Source organism: Mesorhizobium sp. DxT (assembly GCF_058448885.1).
In genome coordinates this window covers 493,876-509,875 of the sequence record NZ_JBZFLJ010000001.1, presented here as the reverse complement: position 1 = coordinate 509,875, position 16,000 = coordinate 493,876, and the positions used below count along the sequence as shown (strand labels likewise).

Below are 16,000 nucleotides of genomic sequence, written 5' to 3'. Positions count from 1 at the left end.
CCGGGACGTTCCTGCCCCTTTGGCGGATTGATGCTCTCTGCTAGTGAAGCGCGAATTTGCCCTCCCTGATGGCTGTGGGACGGTGCGCAATCCTGTCCCGCAGCAGGCCGGCGCTTCCCGCCGCCAGCGTGAAGCCCAGGCTTCCGTGCCCGGCATTGATCCAGAGGTTCGTGTAGGGCGTGGCCCCGATCAGCGGTGTGCTGTCCGGACGCGCCGGCCTCAGGCCAGCCCAAGGCTCGGGTTCCGCCGCCGGTGCGAGCTGCGGCAGGAAATCGTGGACCTGTGTTTTCAGCAACTCGATGCGGCGGTTGCGGATGCCCGCGTCGCCGTCGCCTATGTCCACCATTCCGGCCACGCGAAGCCGGTCGCCTAGCCGCGCATAGACAACCTTGGTCCTGATGTCGCTCACGCTCAGCCGGGGCGCCTGGCTTTCCGGCGTCAACTGGTAGGTGAGGCTGTAGCCCTTGAGCGGATAGATCAGCGGGTTGAAACCTGCTTGCGTGGAAAGCCGCTGTGCCCCAAGCCCGTTGGCGATCACGTATCCGTCTGCCTGCAGAGAGCCGGCGCTCGTATCGAGCGCGGCCACGCGACCGCCCTCCAGCTTCAGACCGCGTACCTCGGTGTCGAAATGGAAGTCGACGCCCGACGCGGGATGCGCGAGCTTGCGGTGAAGCTGGGCGCAGAGCTTCAGGCAGTCGCCTGCATCCTCCTCCGGCAGGAAGATGCCGCCGACGATGCCGCGCCCGCTTTGCGCCAAAGTCGGCTCCATATCGAGGCAGGCCTGCGTGGTCAGCACGCTGTGCTCGCCACCGGAGCCATCCTGAAACGCCATCTGTGCACGGGCTTTCGCGTATGTCGCGTCGTCTTCGTAGACGAGCAGCTTGCCGGACGGTGAAAAGTCGAAGTCGAAACCCTCGTCCGCCACCATCTTGCGCAGCAACTCGCGGCTTGAGATGCCGAGTTCTAGCAGCTCCATCGTGACGCGGCGTGCCGTGGCGCGCTGGCACGCGCGCAGGAAGGACAGCCCCCAGCGCCATTGCTGCGGGTCGGCGCGGAGACGGAAATGCAGCGGAGCGTCCTTGTCGGTGAGCCAGGAAGGCAGTTTCGGCAGAACGCCCGGATCGGCCAGCGGCGCGACGAAGCTGTAGCTCAACTGCGCGCCGTTGGCCTTGCTCGTTTCGGTGCCGGGTTCGCTCTGCCGGTCGATAACCGTTACGGCATAGCCTTCGCGGCGCAGGAAATACGCCGTGGTCATGCCGATAATGCCCGCTCCTATGACGGCGATGCGCATAAGCCCTGCTACCTGTTTGCCGTGCGCAGCGAGTCGATGGTCGCCGCTGCCGATATGTGTTGGAGGCTGGTTTTGACCGAGATCACGACCGGGCGGTCAGCCGAAAGCGCGGTCGTAATCGCTTCTTCGATCTCGCCGGCAGTCTCGACCCGCAGTCCAAGCGCACCGTAGGCGGTTGCCATGGCGGCAAAGTCCGGGTTCGTCAGGGCGGTCATGCCGACGCGTCCCGGGAAGTGCTTTTCCTGATGCATCCTGATGGTGCCGTAGGAGCCGTTGTCCGAGACGACGAGGATGGGCGCCGCACCGCTTTGCATGGCAGTCGCAAGCTCGCTTCCCGTCATCAGGAAACCGCCATCGCCGACGAAACAGACGACCTTGCGATCCCGGTGGCGCAGACTGGCGGCGACGGCTGCCGGCACGCCATAGCCCATTGCGCCGGACGCCGGCGCCAGCATCGCGCGGCCGCCGCCGAAGCGCATGTGCTTTTGCACCCAGCCGCCGAAATTGCCGGCATCGAGAGCGATGATCGCCTCGTCGCCAAGCAGCCGGTCGAAGGCCTCCACGAACGCGCCGAAGACGATGCCGTCCGGCGCCTCTGCCGTTCCGCTCCACTGGCGCAGGGCAGTCGCGGTGGCGTGAAGTTCGGCGCACCATCTGATGTGCTCCTCGCTCGGCGTCTCAGGCGCGACGGCGCGTAGCTGGTCGAGGAACAGGAGCGGATCGGCGGCGATGCCCATGTCGAGGCTGCGAACACTGCCGACCGCGGCTGCATCCGGCCAGACATGTACCACGCGTTGTTCGGGTGCGGGTGCCGCTGGAAAGGCATAGCCCTGGGTGGTGACGTCTCCCAGCCGCGTGCCCACGGCGATCACGAGGTCCGCCTGTTTGAGGCCGCGCAGCAGTTCGGCCGGCGCGCCATAGGTCATGTGACCCGCATAGTTTGGGTGGTCGCCGGGCATGAGGTCGGCATGACGGACCGCCGCCGCAACGGGGATGCCGAACTCTTCGGCCACCGATCGCAGCGCTGCCTCGCCACCATTTGCCTTCAGGATGCCGCCAGCGACAATTAGTGGCCGCTTTGCCTCGTCGATCAACGTCCTGAGCCGTTCGATGTCATCGTGAGGTGCTGCGGCACGGGCCACTCGATTGACCGTCACGGGCGCGCCGGTCACGTCGTCTTCGAGCATGTCCTCGGGTAGCACGACGACCGCAGGGCCGGGCGTTCCGCTCGCCGCCGCATGGAACGCGGTTGCCACCGTGTCGGCCAGCCGTGAAGCGTCGTTCACCTCGGCGACCCACTTCACCATCGGGCCGAACACGCGGCCGTAATCGATTTCCTGGAATGCTCCCATGTTGCGATGGGCGCGTTCCACCTGGCCGATAAACAGCACCAGCGGCACTGCGTCCTGTTGCGACGAATGCACGGCGATGGCCGCATTCATCGCGCCCGGGCCGCGGCTGACGAAGGCCACACCGGGACGCCCGGCAAGGCGGGCATCGGCGAGCGCCATGAAGCCCGCGCCGCTTTCATGCCGCGTGGTGACGACGTCGATTTCATCGCGTGCCGTCAGCGCGTCCAGCACGCTGAGATAGCTTTCACCTGGCACGCAGAAGAGCCGGTCGACGCCATGTGCGACCAGTGCATTCACCAGCAGGTCGGCCGCGCGCGTCATTGATCGGTTTCCTTCGGCGTGCGGCGCATCTCGAGCGAGCGCAGCGACTGTTCCTTGAGGTCTGGCGGCAATGCGCCCGTCAGGTGCTGGGTGGCCTTCCATAGCCGGTCCCAGCCTTCGGGCGTGCGCAGCGAGACGCCGAGGAAGTATTCCTCGGTCTTGGAGCGGAGCATCAGGTAGAGAATGCCGGCCAGCATGATGCTGACGACGGCCGGCACGTCGACGTCGTCGGTTAGTCCGTCGACACGATCGATGAAGGCGCGGGCGGCACTTTCACGGCGATCGGCCAGCTTGGCGCTTACCTCGTTGCGTTCGATCAACTCCCAGCGGCGGACCTCGCAAAGGGCCTGGTTGTTTGCCAGGCCGTCCATCTGCTCGCGCAGCATCGCGAGGATCAGGGCCGCGGGTGTCTGCTCGCTCGACTCGTCGTTTTTCACGACGTTGGCGCGCTTCGTCCAGAAGTCCTGCTCCTGCATCCAGGCCATCATCAAGCCCGGCATGCCGTCGAAATAGCGGTAGATCAGCTCCTTGCTGACGCCGGCCCGCTTGGCCACGGAATTGACCCCGACGCCGGCCATGCCGGTCTCGCGAATCTGGTCCTCCAGTGCCTGGAGGATCGCGCGTTCGGTTCGTTCACGCCGCGACATCGGAAAGCCTCGCAATCATCAAGTTTCGGGAGCCCGCCTCGTCCTGCGGATGGGCGGTGCCACCGGCCATGCGCGCGAAAAGCTCGGTGACCGCGATGCCGATCCTGCGCTCGGCCTGCCAGATTTCCGCCGAGAGATAGCCTGCCGTGCCGACACGGTCCGCGGTTAGAAGGGCCGGGTTCGCCGTCTCCAGTCCGATGATGTCACCGGTCTCGCTGACAAGAATTCGGTCCCGTTCAGCGAGGCGAAACGCGATCGGACGGTCAAGCTTCAGGAAGGAGTGCGGGGCAGGGGTGCCGGTGAGCGCCTGCCAGGCAATGTCGGACAACGCATCCGCGAGATTCTGGCAGGGACCGTCGGCAACGAAGATCGAATTGTGAAGCAGGGCAAAGCCGCAATCGGCCGCGCTGCGGTGCGCCAATCCCAGGTCGCTGCGGCGCTTTGCTCGCGCCGAGTTCGCCCAGCCAAGCCTGCCGTCGGCAGTGATCGCGATCAGGCCTGCATCGATCTCGGGGCACGACGCAAGTTCAGTGTCGATTGCCGCCTGCGGTGTTTCGCCGGCATTCAGGCGCGCAAGCACGGCATCATTGATCGGAACGTCGCTGGTATTGGGCGCGTGCGGCAGGCGATGGCCGGTCACCAGTCCGCATCCGTTTGCGCCGGGCAGGAACTGGATCAGCGGTTCGGGGCGGTTCGGGCCGCTCGAAATACACGCTGCGATACCCGCGTCATGCCATGAAGCTGGAATGTCGAGCGTGCCGACGCCTCCATCCTGCGTCCAGCGGTGATGCACTTTGCCGTCGGCGCCGAGGATCGCGAAGACGGCAAAGCCGCCAATGGCGCCCCGGCCAAGCAATTCGGCAGCGAGCACGGCATTGAAAACAGCCGCCCCTGAACGGGTGCCAAAGGAAGCGATGCCGATCGTCAAGGACTACCCCTTCTGCGCCATCTCGCGAGACATTTTGAGCTGCCGGACTAAATGTGAACACCCGGTCACATTTGCAACGCTAAGCGGGAGCCGGCGCCTTGTCAATCGGCAAACGCAACGGAAAATCGAACTGGCAACAGGTGGTTCGCGCGCTTTGTCACACCGGAGGTAAAAGGCCTGAATAGCTTGGCCAGCAAGGCGGCCCGGCATGTCCGGCGCTCGTCATCCAACTGGTGCGGCTTGACATTCGCCAGGCGATCGCCCACCTCTGCCAGTATGAGCAAGACCGAGCATCGCATTTCCATCCGTTACCGGGTGTGTCCTATCGCGGGACACTGACCCGCGGCTCGGTCGCGTCGCGCCCCGGCCGCGGGGCATCGGCTTTCGCCTGATGGGCGGTAGGCTGGATACGCGACAAAAAATCAGCAATTTCTAAACGGACCGCAGGCCCTTGCCGATGCAAGCGCGGCCACACGGTCAACAGGATGTCCAGCAATGGCCGCAGACAACAAGAAACACCGCAAGCCCGCGATCTCCATGACGCGTTCCGACCATGAGCGGCTGTCGCTGCTCGCGGAATCGTTCGCCGAGCGCAACCCCGCCGTCGCCGAACAGCTCTTCGCCGAACTGGACCGCGCGCGCCTGGTCGCGGACGGCCGGCTTGGCGACAACATCGTGCGCATGGGCTCGACCCTCCGCTTCACGACGGATGCGGGCGAGGATCGTACCGTCACGCTCGTCTTCCCCGGTGAGGCGGACATCGCCGCGGGGAAAATCTCGATCCTGACGCCGATCGGCGCGGCGCTGATCGGACTGTCGGCCGGGCAATCCATTGATTGGGCATCGCGGGACGGGCGCAGCCACCGGCTGACCGTCGAGAGCGTTGGCGAAGCGGCTGCCACGGCTGGTGTCGATGCCGTGAGCGAAAACTAGCGTTGGCATGAACCGGGTTCCGCTTCTCTCCCGCCTCAAGCTCTTCGGAGGCTGCCTCATCGCAGGATCGTAGCCCCTGTGCCGCGTCAGCGGCCAGGGGATTCTCCACTCTCGTTTCAATTTTGCCGCCTTCTGGCGGAGCGATGGAGAACTGCGATGTCGGCCGAGAGCTGCATTCTAACAACCAAGGACTTCACCATTCTCGAGGTGATGCGCGACCGATGTCTTGGGCGCGAGGACCCGCTTACGCTGCTTCTGAAAAGAAAGCTCGATTCCGCCCTTGTCGTCTTTCGCGACGATGTGCCCGCAAACGTCGCTACGCTCAGCAGCCGCGTCAATTTCAGCGTCAACGGCGGTGAGCGGGACACGCGGGTTATCTCGGACGGAAACATGTCCGCTCCGGTCGGCCTCTTTCTGCCAATCAGCAATCCGCGCGGACTGGCGCTGCTCGGCCTGATCGAGGGACAGGAATTCTGCTTCACCGACCCCGACCGGGTGGAGCGCCGGGTGATGCTGGAACAGGTCCTTTACCAGCCCGAGGCTGTCCGGCGCGAGAAGGAAGCGATGAGCGGGCTTTCGCGACCCGCGACGCGCAAGCCCGTGCTGCGGCTCGTCCATTCCGCTGGAGGAGCGGTGCGTCAGCCCGCTCCGGTGGGGCCAGAAGGTTTTGACGATCCCGGCCCTTCTGCGGCATAGGCTTTGCCGCCGCGAGTCGGCGGAGAGGAAATCCATGACAGACTATCTGGTGCTGGCCGCGGCGGCATTTTTCGCAGGCATGCTCAATACGGTGGCGGGCGGGGGCACATTTCTGACCTTTCCCGCTCTCGTCTATACGGGCGTGCCGGTCGTTGCCGCGAACGCGACGAGCGCGGTCGCGGTATTTCCAGGCTACCTCGCGGGTGCGGCCGGTTTCCGGCGGGAGATCGCGACGTTCGATCGGGTCAGGTTGGTGAAGATCGTGGTGGCGACCGCCATTGGCGGATTGATCGGGTCGGTCCTCTTGCTGTTTTCCTCCAACGAAGCCTTCTCCGCGGTCGTGCCCTTTCTGCTTGCGCTCGCTACCCTTGCCTTCGCGTTCGGAGACAAGATCAGGGACTGGGCGCAACGGCACAGCTTCGGCTCCGCGGAAGGGCCGGTGGGCACCGTGCTGGTCTCCATCTACGGCGGCTATTTCAACGGCGGGCTCGGCATCGTGCTGCTTGCGCTGTTCTCGTTGTGGGGCATGCGCGACATCAACCTCATGAACGGCTTGAAGAACGGCCTGTCCTTCGTTTTATCCGCAATTTCGGTAGCGACCTTCGCGCTGGCGGGTCTCGTTGCCTGGCCGCAAGCCCTCGTGATGATGGTGGCTGCCACGGCGGGCGGCTACGCCGGTGCGCCGCTGGCCCGCGCGCTGCCCCGGTCGGTTGTCCGCGCGGTGGTCATCGTCGTCGGCGCGGCCATGAGCGCGATCTTCTTCTGGCGACTGTTTGCCTGACGCAGTGCGTTCCCTGCGAGCGCGCAGCGGGCGGTGAAACCTATCCGGCACTGAGCTGTTGGTTGCTTGTCGGACAAGCAACCAAATGGAGCCGCTGCCATGTCATACGCTCGCTTTGCCGCAATGATCGCAACGTCGACGGTGGTGATGTTCGGGCTGATGTACCTGAATACCTATGCCCTGGATCACGTTGCCTTTAGCCAGACCCAAACATGGATGGCGCTGCTGATGGGCGCTACGATGGCGATCATCATGTTGGTCTTCATGTGGTCGATGTATCGCAACAGGACGGCCAACGCCCTCATCATCGGTGCCAGCGTCGTCGTCTTCGCGGGCTCGCTATGGCTCGTCAGGAGCCAGGAGACCGTTTCGGACGTGTCCTACATGCGGGCGATGATCCCGCACCACTCCATCGCGATCATGACCAGCGAAAGAGCCCATATACGCGATCCGCGCGTGCGCGAACTCGCCGACGGCATCATCGAGGCGCAGGTTCGCGAGATCGACGAGATGTATCGCCTGATCGCGGACATAGAGGCAAATCCGATCCCGCAGGATGCTCCGGATTTGCCGCCGCAAGCGTCAACCGATGAACCAACCTAGCCGGTTGGCGGCGAGCGCTCCCGTTTCGCCGGGCATCGTGTTGGCGAGCCTGCGCCGGTTGAACGCCGTCTGCGGGCTCGTCGCGGTGCTTATCTTCTTCCACCATCTGAACATTGCGACATCCTTTCATCGAAGCCGCTCTCATGGCGCTGGCTGCTGCGGGACACTGTCGCTGCATATTCCCATTCCGCCACCTGAACGATAGCGCGGTTCGGGAGGGCACCTCCAACGAGTATTCGTCATGAGGCGATGAGGCGAACTCATCGCTGCGCAACCTAGGTTGGTCCGACCTCATTTCTCGACGTCAACCGTGTCCTTAAGGCAGCCTTAAGCTTGGCGTTGTTGAGCGCGACCTCGATGAACTTGACGAGGTATGCGGATGACGCGGAATTTTGGATCTTCCGGCGACGAACAGAAGATTGCGCTGGCCACCGTGCGGATGGGGCGCAGGGCCGTGCTGGCAGGGATGAGTGCGTTGCTGGCGTCGGGATGCGTGGCGGCCCGCCCGACGGTGCCGGCGGCGCCGATCGCACCTGCATCCCCGCCGGTGCCCGCTGTTCCACCCATGTATTTCGCCATGACGGAGGAACGGTTTCCGCTTCCCGCCGTCGATGTCAGCAAGATGGACCGGCGCTATTGGCGAACCGATGTCGACTATGCGACGCGGCACCGGCCGGGCACGATCGTCGTCGATACGCCGAACCGCTATCTCTATCACGTCAAGCAGGGAGGCAGGGCCACGCGCTACGGTGTGGGCGTCGGCAGGCAGGGTTTTTCGTGGGCCGGCGCGGCGATCGTTGCCTACAAGCGGGAGTGGCCGCGCTGGACCCCGCCGGACGAAATGGTCGCGCGTCAGCCGGCGCTTGAACCCTACAGCATCGCCAATGGCGGCATGGACCCGGGTCTGAAAAACCCGCTGGGAGCGCGGGCGCTTTATATTCACCAGGGCGGCAAGGATACGCTCTATCGCGTCCACGGTTCGCCCGAGGCCTGGAGCATCGGCAAGGCTGTGTCTTCGGGGTGCATCCGGCTCGTCAATCAGGACATCATCCATCTGCACGCAGAAGTGAGGGACGGAAGCCCGATTGTCGTGATACCCGACCCCTCCATGAAGCATTTGCTGGTCGGCTGACCGGATCGGCGGGCAGCGGTGCGGCATAAGGGAAGCCCTGGAGACGATATCTTGAGAGTTCTCGTCGTGGAGGATGATGCGCTGCTGCTCGACGGTCTTTCGGTGGGGCTTGGTCTCGCGGGCTTCACGGTCGACGCCGTCGCGACCTGCGAAGATGCCGACGCGGCGCTGTCAGCCCAGCCCTACGATGCCGTCGTGCTCGACCTGATGCTGCCCGACGGCTCCGGCCTCGACATTCTCGCCTCGATGCGCGGCGGCGGCAACATCACACCGGTGCTGCTTCTGACCGCGCGCGACCAAATATCAGACCGGATCACCGGCCTGGATGCGGGTGCCGACGACTATGTCGGCAAGCCGTTCGATCTAGACGAATTGTCGGCACGGGTTCGAGCCGTCGCGCGTCGCGGGCAGGGCCGAGCGGCTGCGAAGCTCGAATGGTGCGGCGTCACGCTTGATACCGCACGTCAGACCGCGTCGCTTAATGGCGAGCCGTTGACGCTCACGCGCCGCGAGTTCGGCGTTCTGCGCGCGCTGATGGAACACCCAGGCATGACGGTTTCCAAACATACGCTCGAGGAAGCCCTTTACGGCTGGCAGGAGGAAGTCGAAAGCAACGCAGTCGAGGTGCATGTGCACCATCTGCGCGCCAAGCTTGGCGCCGGTTTCATCCGCACCGTGCGTGGCCTTGGCTACCGTCTGGCGGAGGAGGGCGCATGAGATCGATCCGTGCCCGGCTGCTGGTCGTTCTTCTGGGGTCGACCGGGCTCGTCTGGTTTCTTGCCGTCGTCTGGATCTATTTCAGCACGCAGGCGGAGCTTGAGCGGGTACTGGATGCCCGCCTGATGGAGGCTGCGCGCATGGTCGATTCGCTGTTGACCGATCGCCGCGTGGATCTGGCGTTGGCCAGCATCGATGGCAGCGGCACCAGCGGCCCGCAATCGCTTGCGGTTGAGCCGCAATCATACGAAAGGCAGCTTTCTTGCCAGATATGGTCGCTCGACGGCACGCTGGTCGGTCAGTCCGAACACGCTCCGCAAGGACGCCTGACGGATGTGAAGCAGGGCTTTTCCGAAACAGACGTCGGCGGCGAGACCTGGCGGGTATTCGCGATCGAGAACGAAGCGCTGGGCGTACGGGTGATGGTCGGCGACAGCATCCGCATCCGCGACCGGCTTGTCAGCGAGGTCATCAAGGGACTGGTCGCGCCGGCAGCACTGGTTCTGCCTTTTCTCGGCGGCGCGATCTGGTTCAGCGTTAGGCGCGGCATGTCGCCCCTGAAAGATATGGAGCATGCACTGGCCGGGCGCGATGCCAACGACTTGCGTCCCCTGCCCGAAGCGCGACTGCCGAAGGAGATCGCGCCGGCGGTCGAGGCGCTGAACGGTCTTTTCAGACGTGTTGCGGATGCGCGGGACCGCGAGAAGAGTTTCACTGCCTTCGCGGCACACGAGTTGAAGACCCCGCTCGCCGGGCTCAAGACGCAGGCGCAGATCGCTCTTGCAAGCGGAGACGGCGAGGTCCATGCCCATGCGCTCCGGCAAATTTCGGCCGGGGTCGACCGCACGTCGCGACTGGTTCGCCAGTTGCTCGATCTTGCTGCGGTGGAGGGTGATGCCGAACGATCATCCGCAGTGGCCGTCCGGGCGAGCGAACTGGTGGCGCGCATCGCCGGCAGTCTGTCGTTGCCGTCAGCGCCTCCGATGGAGGTCGTCTACGATGGTCTGGATGCCGACAGGCCGGTGCGGATCGACCCTGTGCTGGCGACCCTGGCACTTCGAAACCTGATCGAAAACGCGATCGTCTATTCGCCTCAGGGGGCAAAAATCGTCGTCCGGCTTTCTGCGCGCAAGGGGCGTCTGGATCTTTGCGTCGAAGACGAAGGGCCCGGCATTGCCGCAGACGAGTTGTCTCGCGCGACTGATCGGTTTTTTCGCGGACGGCATCGTTCATCGGAAGGCAGCGGGCTCGGCCTGGCGATCGCGAAGGAGGCGGTCTCGCGAATGGGAGGCGATCTGTCTCTGGAGAACCGGGAGCCGCACGGCCTCCGAGCTGTTCTCTCGCTGCCGGTAGAGGAGTTGCCATGACGATCACGAGAAGAACGCTGCTCGTGGCTGGCGTAACGTGCATGGCCGCCGGTGCCTCTCCTGCGCAGCCGGTTCCCAGGCTGTCGGATATCCTGTTCGATCCGATGTTGCCGGTGCTTGGCAATCCGGACGGCGATGTCACGGTGGCGGAGTTCTTCGACTATGCGTGTCCGACGTGCAAGGCGCTTCACCCGCATCTCAAACGTGTCGTCGCGGAAGATGGGGGCATTCGCCTGATCATGAAAGACTGGCCGATCAATGGCGGCGAGGTTCTCTATCCTGCCAGGATGGTGCTCGCCGCCAATGCGATCGGCGTCTATGCGCAAGCGCATGATGCGGTTATGGCGCTCAAGGGGCGCCTGACGTTGCGCCGTATAGACGATGCGATGCGCGATGCGGGCGTGGATGTCGGCGCGGTCCGGGATGCGCTCGATGTGCACCTGCCCGCCATAGACGCGTTGCTCGAACGCAATCACGCGCAGGCGCGAGCGCTGTCTTTGGTGGGTACGCCCGGTTTCATTGTCGGCAGCACGCTCTACAAGCGGCCCGTTGCACCGGACGAACTGCGCAATCTCGTTGCCGCGATCCGTCGCGGCTAATGACAACTTCCACCAACATTTCAATTGCCTTCGTCCGGTCCTGTCCACGGGATCGCACGCATTTGTGAACGATTACGTGGGCATCTGACCGCTTTCACTTGACACTCCGCCGGATCGGCAAAATAAACGAAGGGAACCAATTCATGAAATGGTTCCTCTCGGAGGGGTGGGATTGCAGGCTGAACGGCCGACATCGAATTCGTCTATCGCGCTGGAGAAGCTGCGCCAGCTCGTGCGCGAGCATCGCGACGATGTGGAGTGGCGGCTGCCGCCGGAGCGCGACCTCGCATCGTCCATGGGGCTCGGGCGCCGGGCCGTTCGCCGGGCGATGGAAGTGCTCGAGGCCGAAGGAATCGTCTGGCGGCGGCAAGGCAAGGGAACCTTCATCGGACGCCGTCCCGCCATCCAGCCATTGCTCGTCGGCAATCTCGCTGACCGAACCAATCCGCTTGAAGTGATGGAAGCAAGGCTTCAGATCGAACCGGCGCTCGCGCGTATGGCGGCGATCCGATGCTCTGCGGAAGACATCGACGCACTGCGCCGCCTCGCGCAGAAAACATCGTCCGCGCTCGACGATGACGGCTGGGAGCTGTGGGACAGCGCTTTCCACCGACGCATCGCAGAATGCGCCCGCAACGGCCTGCTGCTGTCGCTGTTCGATGTCGTGCAGACCATCCGTCGCGAGCCGGATTGGCGGGCCCTGCGTGCACGGGCGCGCAACGACGAGCGCCGCGACAGCTCCTTCCGCGAGCATCTGATGATCGTCGAAGCGATCGCCGACCGGGATGCTCCGGCCTCCGAGCGTGCGATGCGGCGCCATCTCAACGCCATCAACGCCAACCTTCAGTCGATAGCGCTGGGTGACGACGAAGAAGGGCGGATGGACTCCATGATCGAAGAGGTCGAGGAACTTGATGTGAGGACGAGAGCATGAGCCGGGCTCAAGCCGTGCAGGGCGGTGTGGCCCGGTTAACGCCTGCAACTGCGGAGCCTGTTCTTGCGGTCAAGGATTTCTCGTTGACCTTCAAGGCGGGCGCCGAGACCAATCTTGTCGAAAGCGTTTCCTTTTCCGTGTCACCTGGCAAGACGCTCTGCATCGTCGGGGAGTCCGGTTGCGGCAAGAGCGTGACCTCGCTGGCGCTGATGGGGCTGCTGCCGTCTCCGCCGGCACGTATCGTCTCGGGAACGGCGGAGTTCAACGGCCGGAACCTGTTCGCCATGCCGGAGCGGGCCCGCGCGGACCTGCGCGGCAACGAAATGGCGATGATTTTCCAGGAGCCGATGACGTCACTCAATCCGGCGTTTACTGTCGGGCAGCAGATCGCCGAGGGCATCATGCGCCATCGCGACGTCTCGAAGGCAGAAGCGCGAGCCGAGGCACTGAAGATGCTCGAATGGGTGCGCATCCCGGCGCCCGAGAAGCGGCTCGATGCCTACCCGCACCAGCTTTCCGGTGGCATGCGGCAGCGGGTCATGATCGCGATGGCGCTCGCCAACCGGCCGAAATTGCTGATCGCCGACGAGCCGACGACGGCACTGGACGTGACGATCCAGGCGCAGATCCTCGCTCTCGTGCGCCAGATCCAGGAAGAGACCGGCACGGCGATGATCCTCATCACCCACGACCTTGGCGTTGTCGCGGAGGTGGCTGACGATGTGGCTGTCATGTATGCCGGGCGCATCGTCGAAAGCGGCCCGGTCGAGGCGATCTTCGGCGATCCCCAGCATCCCTACACGATCGGGCTTTTCGGTTCGGTGCCGTCGCTCGGGCGCAGACAGGGCAGGCTCGCAACCATCAAGGGAGCCGTGCCGCCTTTGGACCTTATGCCGAAAGGTTGCCGCTTCGCACCGCGTTGCCCCCTTGCCGACAGCCGCTGCCACGATGAGGTCCCGCCGACCGTGCCGTTCGGCGACGGGCATAGCGCGGCCTGCTGGTATGCGCCCATCGAGCAGGCAATGGAGGCGCGGCAATGAGCGCTGCGACTGCGGAAGCGCCGATCCTCGAGGCGCGTGGCCTCGTCAAGCGCTTCGGCGGGCGGCGCGGGCTGTTCGAATCCTCGCCGACAGTGCATGCCGTGAACGATGTCTCGCTGCAGATACGGCGTGGCGAGACCTTCGCCATCGTCGGCGAATCCGGCTGCGGAAAATCGACACTCGGCCGCCTTCTTCTGCGGCTGATCGAGCCCAGCGAGGGTGACGTCCTTTACGAGGGGCAGTCGATCACGTCGCTGATCTCACGGGACATGCGGCGCCTGCGGCGCGACCTGCAGATCATCTTTCAGGACCCGTTCGCATCGCTCAATCCGCGGATGACGGTCGGCGACATTATCGCCGAACCGATCCGCCTGCACGGGCTGGCGCGCGGCGGCGCAGTGCGTGCCCGCGTTTCCGAGCTTCTGGGCATCGTAGGACTGCGGCCCGAATATGCCGATCGCTATCCGCATGAATTCTCCGGCGGTCAGCGGCAGCGGATCGGGATTGCCCGCGCACTGGCGGGCGAGCCGAAGCTCATCATTGGCGACGAGCCGGTCTCGGCGCTCGATGTCTCTATCCAGGCGCAGGTGATCAACCTGCTGGAGGATCTGAAGGAACGCTTCGGCCTTACACTGGTGATCGTCGCGCACGATCTGGCGGTTATCCGCCATATGAGCGATCGCGTCGCCGTGATGTATCTCGGCGAGATCGTCGAAATGTCGCCCGTCGACCCGCTCTACGAAAAGCCGCTGCATCCCTATACGCAGGCGCTGCTTCGGGCCATCCCGGCACCCGATCCGAAGGACAGGGTCGCGCCGCAATTGCTGCAGGGTGACGTGCCCAATCCCACGGACTTGCCGACCGGCTGCCGCTTCCACACGCGTTGTCCGCATGCGCAGCCGCGCTGCGCGCAGGAGCACCCGGCGCTCGAGGACGCTGGAGGCGGGCGGCTGGTCGCCTGCCATTTCTGGCGCGAGATCGGCGAGGCTGAACCCGGCATCGGGGCCGACGACAGCGCGGACACCGCGCTCAGCCGTCGCCTCGAAGTTTATCGCACATTCCAGGCTCGCCGCGAGGCGGAGCCGTCGACACCGGACATCAACCAACAAGGAGGCCAGACATGAAAAGACTGCTGACACTGACACTGGGCGCGATGCTGATGGCGAGCGCCGCATCGGCGGCCGATCTGCGGATCGCGCTGCAGGACGATCCGGACGTGCTCGATCCGCATCGCGCGCGCACTTTCGTTGGCCGCATCGTCTTCACCTCGCTTTGCGACAAGCTGGTCGACATCGACGAGAAGCTCGCCATCGTGCCGCAGATCGCGACCGAATGGTCGTGGAACGACGACAGCACCGTGCTGACCATGTCGCTGCGCGAGGGGGCCACCTTCCACGATGGTGCGCCGATCGACGCAGAGGCCGTGAAGGCCAATCTGGACCGCGCCCGTACGGATGAGGAGAGCCTGCGCAAGAGCGAGGTCGCGTCCATCGCGGACATCGCGGTGGTCGACGCTCAGACCGTCCAGATCACGCTTTCGCAGCCGGACGCCGGCTTCCTTGCGCAGTTGACCGACCGCGCCGGCATGCTGATGTCGCCCGCTTCGTTCGAAAACGATCCCGGCCAGAACCCGGTCTGCTCCGGCCCCTACAAGTTCGTAGAGCGGGTGCAGAACGATCGCATCGTGCTGGAGAAGTTCGCCGAGCACTGGAACGCGGATGCCTATGCCTTCGACAAGGTCACCTTCGTGCCGATTCCGGACACGACAGTTCGCCTTGCCAATCTGCGCTCGGGCGACGTCGACATCATCGAGCGCGTCGCACCGTCGGATCTCGCAACCGTGGAAGGCGACGACAGCATCAAGCTCGCCTCCGTCACCGGTCTCGGCTTCCAGGCGATCGAGGTCAACATGGCCAATGGCGACCGGGCCGATAATCCGCTCGGTCAGGACAAGCGTGTCCGTCAGGCCCTCGACCTTGCCATCGACCGCAACGTGATCAACGAGGTCGTCGGCGCCGGCACCTATCAGCCGGCCTATCAGGCATTCCCGCCGGCAAGCTTTGCCTACAACCCCGAGACTGGCGGTGACGGCCGCAATGTCGAGCGGGCCAAGGAACTGCTTGCCGAGGCGGGACACGAGCGTGTCGCCTTCGAGCTGACCTTCGGCAACAACACCGTCATGCAGCAGGTCTTCGAACTGGTGCAGGCCATGGGTGCGGAAGCCGGTTTCGACATCACGCTGCGCCCGACCGAGTTCGCGGCACTTCAGTCCGCGCTCAAGGCCGGCGACTTCGAGGTTGGTCAGTCGGGCTGGTCCGGCCGCGTCGATCCGGACGGCAACATTCACCAGTATGTCACCTGCGAGGGCAGCCTCAACGATGCAAAATACTGCAACGAGGAGGTCGACCGGCTGCTTAACGAAGCGCGTACGGTGACCGGCGAGGCGGAACGCAAGGCGCTCTACGATCAGGCGCAGGAAATCCTGCGTGACGAGATGCCGATCATCTACCTCTTCTATCTGCCCTGGCCGTTCGTGCACCAGGCTTCGATCGAGGGCTTCACCGCATATCCCGACGGGATGATCCGGCTCGCTGGCGTCACCATGGCCGAATAGGCCTCTTTGGGAGCCGGCCCCGCCGGCTCCCCGAACTTCTGACAA

At 64.5% G+C, this 16,000-nt stretch carries 17 protein-coding genes; 12 read left to right on the top strand and 5 right to left on the bottom strand.

Annotated features, from left to right (window positions below; all coding sequences use genetic code 11):
• Positions 1 to 40: 40 nt before the first annotated feature.
• From ACVJNE_RS02430 to ACVJNE_RS02415, 4 genes are read right to left on the bottom strand one after another with little or no spacing between them, the layout of a single operon-like run.
• Positions 41 to 1,291: a D-amino acid dehydrogenase gene (locus ACVJNE_RS02430; RefSeq protein WP_499562649.1), complete on the bottom strand. Its 1,251-nt coding sequence runs from the start codon at positions 1,289 to 1,291 to the stop codon at positions 41 to 43.
• Positions 1,292 to 1,299: 8 nt separating this feature from the next.
• Positions 1,300 to 2,964: a thiamine pyrophosphate-dependent enzyme gene (locus ACVJNE_RS02425; protein ID WP_499562647.1), complete on the bottom strand. Its 1,665-nt coding sequence runs from the start codon at positions 2,962 to 2,964 to the stop codon at positions 1,300 to 1,302.
• Positions 2,961 to 3,611: a TetR/AcrR family transcriptional regulator gene (locus tag ACVJNE_RS02420; protein ID WP_499562645.1), complete on the bottom strand. Its 651-nt coding sequence runs from the start codon at positions 3,609 to 3,611 to the stop codon at positions 2,961 to 2,963. The genes ACVJNE_RS02425 and ACVJNE_RS02420 overlap by 4 nt, the downstream gene beginning before the upstream one ends.
• A complete protein-coding gene (locus ACVJNE_RS02415) occupies positions 3,598 to 4,539 on the bottom strand; it encodes a DUF6963 family protein (RefSeq protein WP_499562643.1) in 942 nt (313 codons plus the stop codon). Before ACVJNE_RS02415 ends, ACVJNE_RS02420 begins: the two co-directional genes overlap by 14 nt.
• Before the next feature lie 495 nt (positions 4,540 to 5,034).
• On the opposite strand from ACVJNE_RS02415, the gene rnk reads away from it, so the two are divergent.
• From rnk to ACVJNE_RS02395, 4 genes are all read left to right on the top strand, one after another.
• The gene (gene rnk, locus ACVJNE_RS02410; RefSeq protein WP_499562641.1) at positions 5,035 to 5,472 is read left to right on the top strand and encodes a nucleoside diphosphate kinase regulator; all 438 of its coding nucleotides are present in this window, start codon (positions 5,035 to 5,037) and stop codon (positions 5,470 to 5,472) included.
• A gap of 156 nt (positions 5,473 to 5,628) precedes the next feature.
• A complete protein-coding gene (locus ACVJNE_RS02405) occupies positions 5,629 to 6,168 on the top strand; it encodes a GreA/GreB family elongation factor (protein ID WP_499562639.1) in 540 nt (179 codons plus the stop codon).
• A gap of 34 nt (positions 6,169 to 6,202) precedes the next feature.
• Positions 6,203 to 6,949, top strand: coding sequence for a sulfite exporter TauE/SafE family protein (locus tag ACVJNE_RS02400; RefSeq protein WP_499562637.1), 747 nt, complete (start codon positions 6,203 to 6,205; stop codon positions 6,947 to 6,949).
• A gap of 99 nt (positions 6,950 to 7,048) precedes the next feature.
• Complete coding sequence (locus tag ACVJNE_RS02395; RefSeq protein ID WP_499562635.1) at positions 7,049 to 7,552, top strand: DUF305 domain-containing protein; 504 nt, start codon at positions 7,049 to 7,051, stop codon at positions 7,550 to 7,552.
• Here ACVJNE_RS02395 and ACVJNE_RS02390 read toward each other — a convergent pair.
• Entirely contained in the window at positions 7,532 to 7,666 is a 135-nt protein-coding gene (locus ACVJNE_RS02390; protein WP_368803998.1) for a hypothetical protein, read from the bottom strand. The two genes, ACVJNE_RS02395 and ACVJNE_RS02390, sit on opposite strands and share 21 nt — an antisense overlap.
• Positions 7,667 to 7,931: 265 nt before the next feature.
• Here ACVJNE_RS02390 and ACVJNE_RS02385 point away from each other — a divergent pair, with 265 nt between their 5' ends.
• The 8 genes from ACVJNE_RS02385 to ACVJNE_RS02350 all read left to right on the top strand — a co-directional run bounded on the left by ACVJNE_RS02385 (position 7,932) and on the right by ACVJNE_RS02350 (position 15,955).
• On the top strand, positions 7,932 to 8,684 hold the full coding sequence (locus ACVJNE_RS02385) for a L,D-transpeptidase (protein ID WP_499562633.1): 753 nt from the start codon (positions 7,932 to 7,934) through the stop codon (positions 8,682 to 8,684).
• Between the two features lie 51 nt (positions 8,685 to 8,735).
• A complete protein-coding gene (locus ACVJNE_RS02380) occupies positions 8,736 to 9,401 on the top strand; it encodes a response regulator (RefSeq protein ID WP_499562631.1) in 666 nt (221 codons plus the stop codon).
• Positions 9,398 to 10,768 (top strand): ATP-binding protein, encoded by a 1,371-nt coding sequence (locus ACVJNE_RS02375; protein ID WP_499562629.1) that lies wholly within the window; start codon positions 9,398 to 9,400, stop codon positions 10,766 to 10,768. Before ACVJNE_RS02380 ends, ACVJNE_RS02375 begins: the two co-directional genes overlap by 4 nt.
• Entirely contained in the window at positions 10,765 to 11,367 is a 603-nt protein-coding gene (locus ACVJNE_RS02370) for a DsbA family protein (RefSeq protein ID WP_499562627.1), read from the top strand. Before ACVJNE_RS02375 ends, ACVJNE_RS02370 begins: the two co-directional genes overlap by 4 nt.
• Before the next feature lie 172 nt (positions 11,368 to 11,539).
• A complete protein-coding gene (locus ACVJNE_RS02365) occupies positions 11,540 to 12,301 on the top strand; it encodes a FadR/GntR family transcriptional regulator (protein WP_499562625.1) in 762 nt (253 codons plus the stop codon).
• The gene (locus ACVJNE_RS02360; RefSeq protein WP_499562623.1) at positions 12,298 to 13,341 is read left to right on the top strand and encodes an ABC transporter ATP-binding protein; all 1,044 of its coding nucleotides are present in this window, start codon (positions 12,298 to 12,300) and stop codon (positions 13,339 to 13,341) included. Before ACVJNE_RS02365 ends, ACVJNE_RS02360 begins: the two co-directional genes overlap by 4 nt.
• Complete coding sequence (locus ACVJNE_RS02355) at positions 13,338 to 14,465, top strand: ABC transporter ATP-binding protein (protein ID WP_499562621.1); 1,128 nt, start codon at positions 13,338 to 13,340, stop codon at positions 14,463 to 14,465. The genes ACVJNE_RS02360 and ACVJNE_RS02355 overlap by 4 nt, the downstream gene beginning before the upstream one ends.
• Entirely contained in the window at positions 14,462 to 15,955 is a 1,494-nt protein-coding gene (locus ACVJNE_RS02350) for an ABC transporter substrate-binding protein (RefSeq protein ID WP_499562619.1), read from the top strand. The genes ACVJNE_RS02355 and ACVJNE_RS02350 overlap by 4 nt, the downstream gene beginning before the upstream one ends.
• Positions 15,956 to 16,000 lie beyond the last annotated feature (45 nt).

Coding starts and splice junctions, on each gene's coding strand:
- ACVJNE_RS02385 (WP_499562633.1), top strand. CDS start 7,932: ATGACGCGGAATTTTGGATCTTCCGGCGACGAACAGAAGATTGCGCTG.
- ACVJNE_RS02425 (WP_499562647.1), bottom strand. CDS start 2,964: ATGACGCGCGCGGCCGACCTGCTGGTGAATGCACTGGTCGCACATGGC.
- ACVJNE_RS02370 (WP_499562627.1), top strand. CDS start 10,765: ATGACGATCACGAGAAGAACGCTGCTCGTGGCTGGCGTAACGTGCATG.
- ACVJNE_RS02390 (WP_368803998.1), bottom strand. CDS start 7,666: ATGTTCAGATGGTGGAAGAAGATAAGCACCGCGACGAGCCCGCAGACG.
- ACVJNE_RS02355 (WP_499562621.1), top strand. CDS start 13,338: ATGAGCGCTGCGACTGCGGAAGCGCCGATCCTCGAGGCGCGTGGCCTC.
- rnk (WP_499562641.1), top strand. CDS start 5,035: ATGGCCGCAGACAACAAGAAACACCGCAAGCCCGCGATCTCCATGACG.
- ACVJNE_RS02430 (WP_499562649.1), bottom strand. CDS start 1,291: ATGCGCATCGCCGTCATAGGAGCGGGCATTATCGGCATGACCACGGCG.
- ACVJNE_RS02405 (WP_499562639.1), top strand. CDS start 5,629: ATGTCGGCCGAGAGCTGCATTCTAACAACCAAGGACTTCACCATTCTC.
- ACVJNE_RS02360 (WP_499562623.1), top strand. CDS start 12,298: ATGAGCCGGGCTCAAGCCGTGCAGGGCGGTGTGGCCCGGTTAACGCCT.
- ACVJNE_RS02375 (WP_499562629.1), top strand. CDS start 9,398: ATGAGATCGATCCGTGCCCGGCTGCTGGTCGTTCTTCTGGGGTCGACC.
- ACVJNE_RS02400 (WP_499562637.1), top strand. CDS start 6,203: ATGACAGACTATCTGGTGCTGGCCGCGGCGGCATTTTTCGCAGGCATG.
- ACVJNE_RS02420 (WP_499562645.1), bottom strand. CDS start 3,611: ATGTCGCGGCGTGAACGAACCGAACGCGCGATCCTCCAGGCACTGGAG.
- ACVJNE_RS02395 (WP_499562635.1), top strand. CDS start 7,049: ATGTCATACGCTCGCTTTGCCGCAATGATCGCAACGTCGACGGTGGTG.
- ACVJNE_RS02350 (WP_499562619.1), top strand. CDS start 14,462: ATGAAAAGACTGCTGACACTGACACTGGGCGCGATGCTGATGGCGAGC.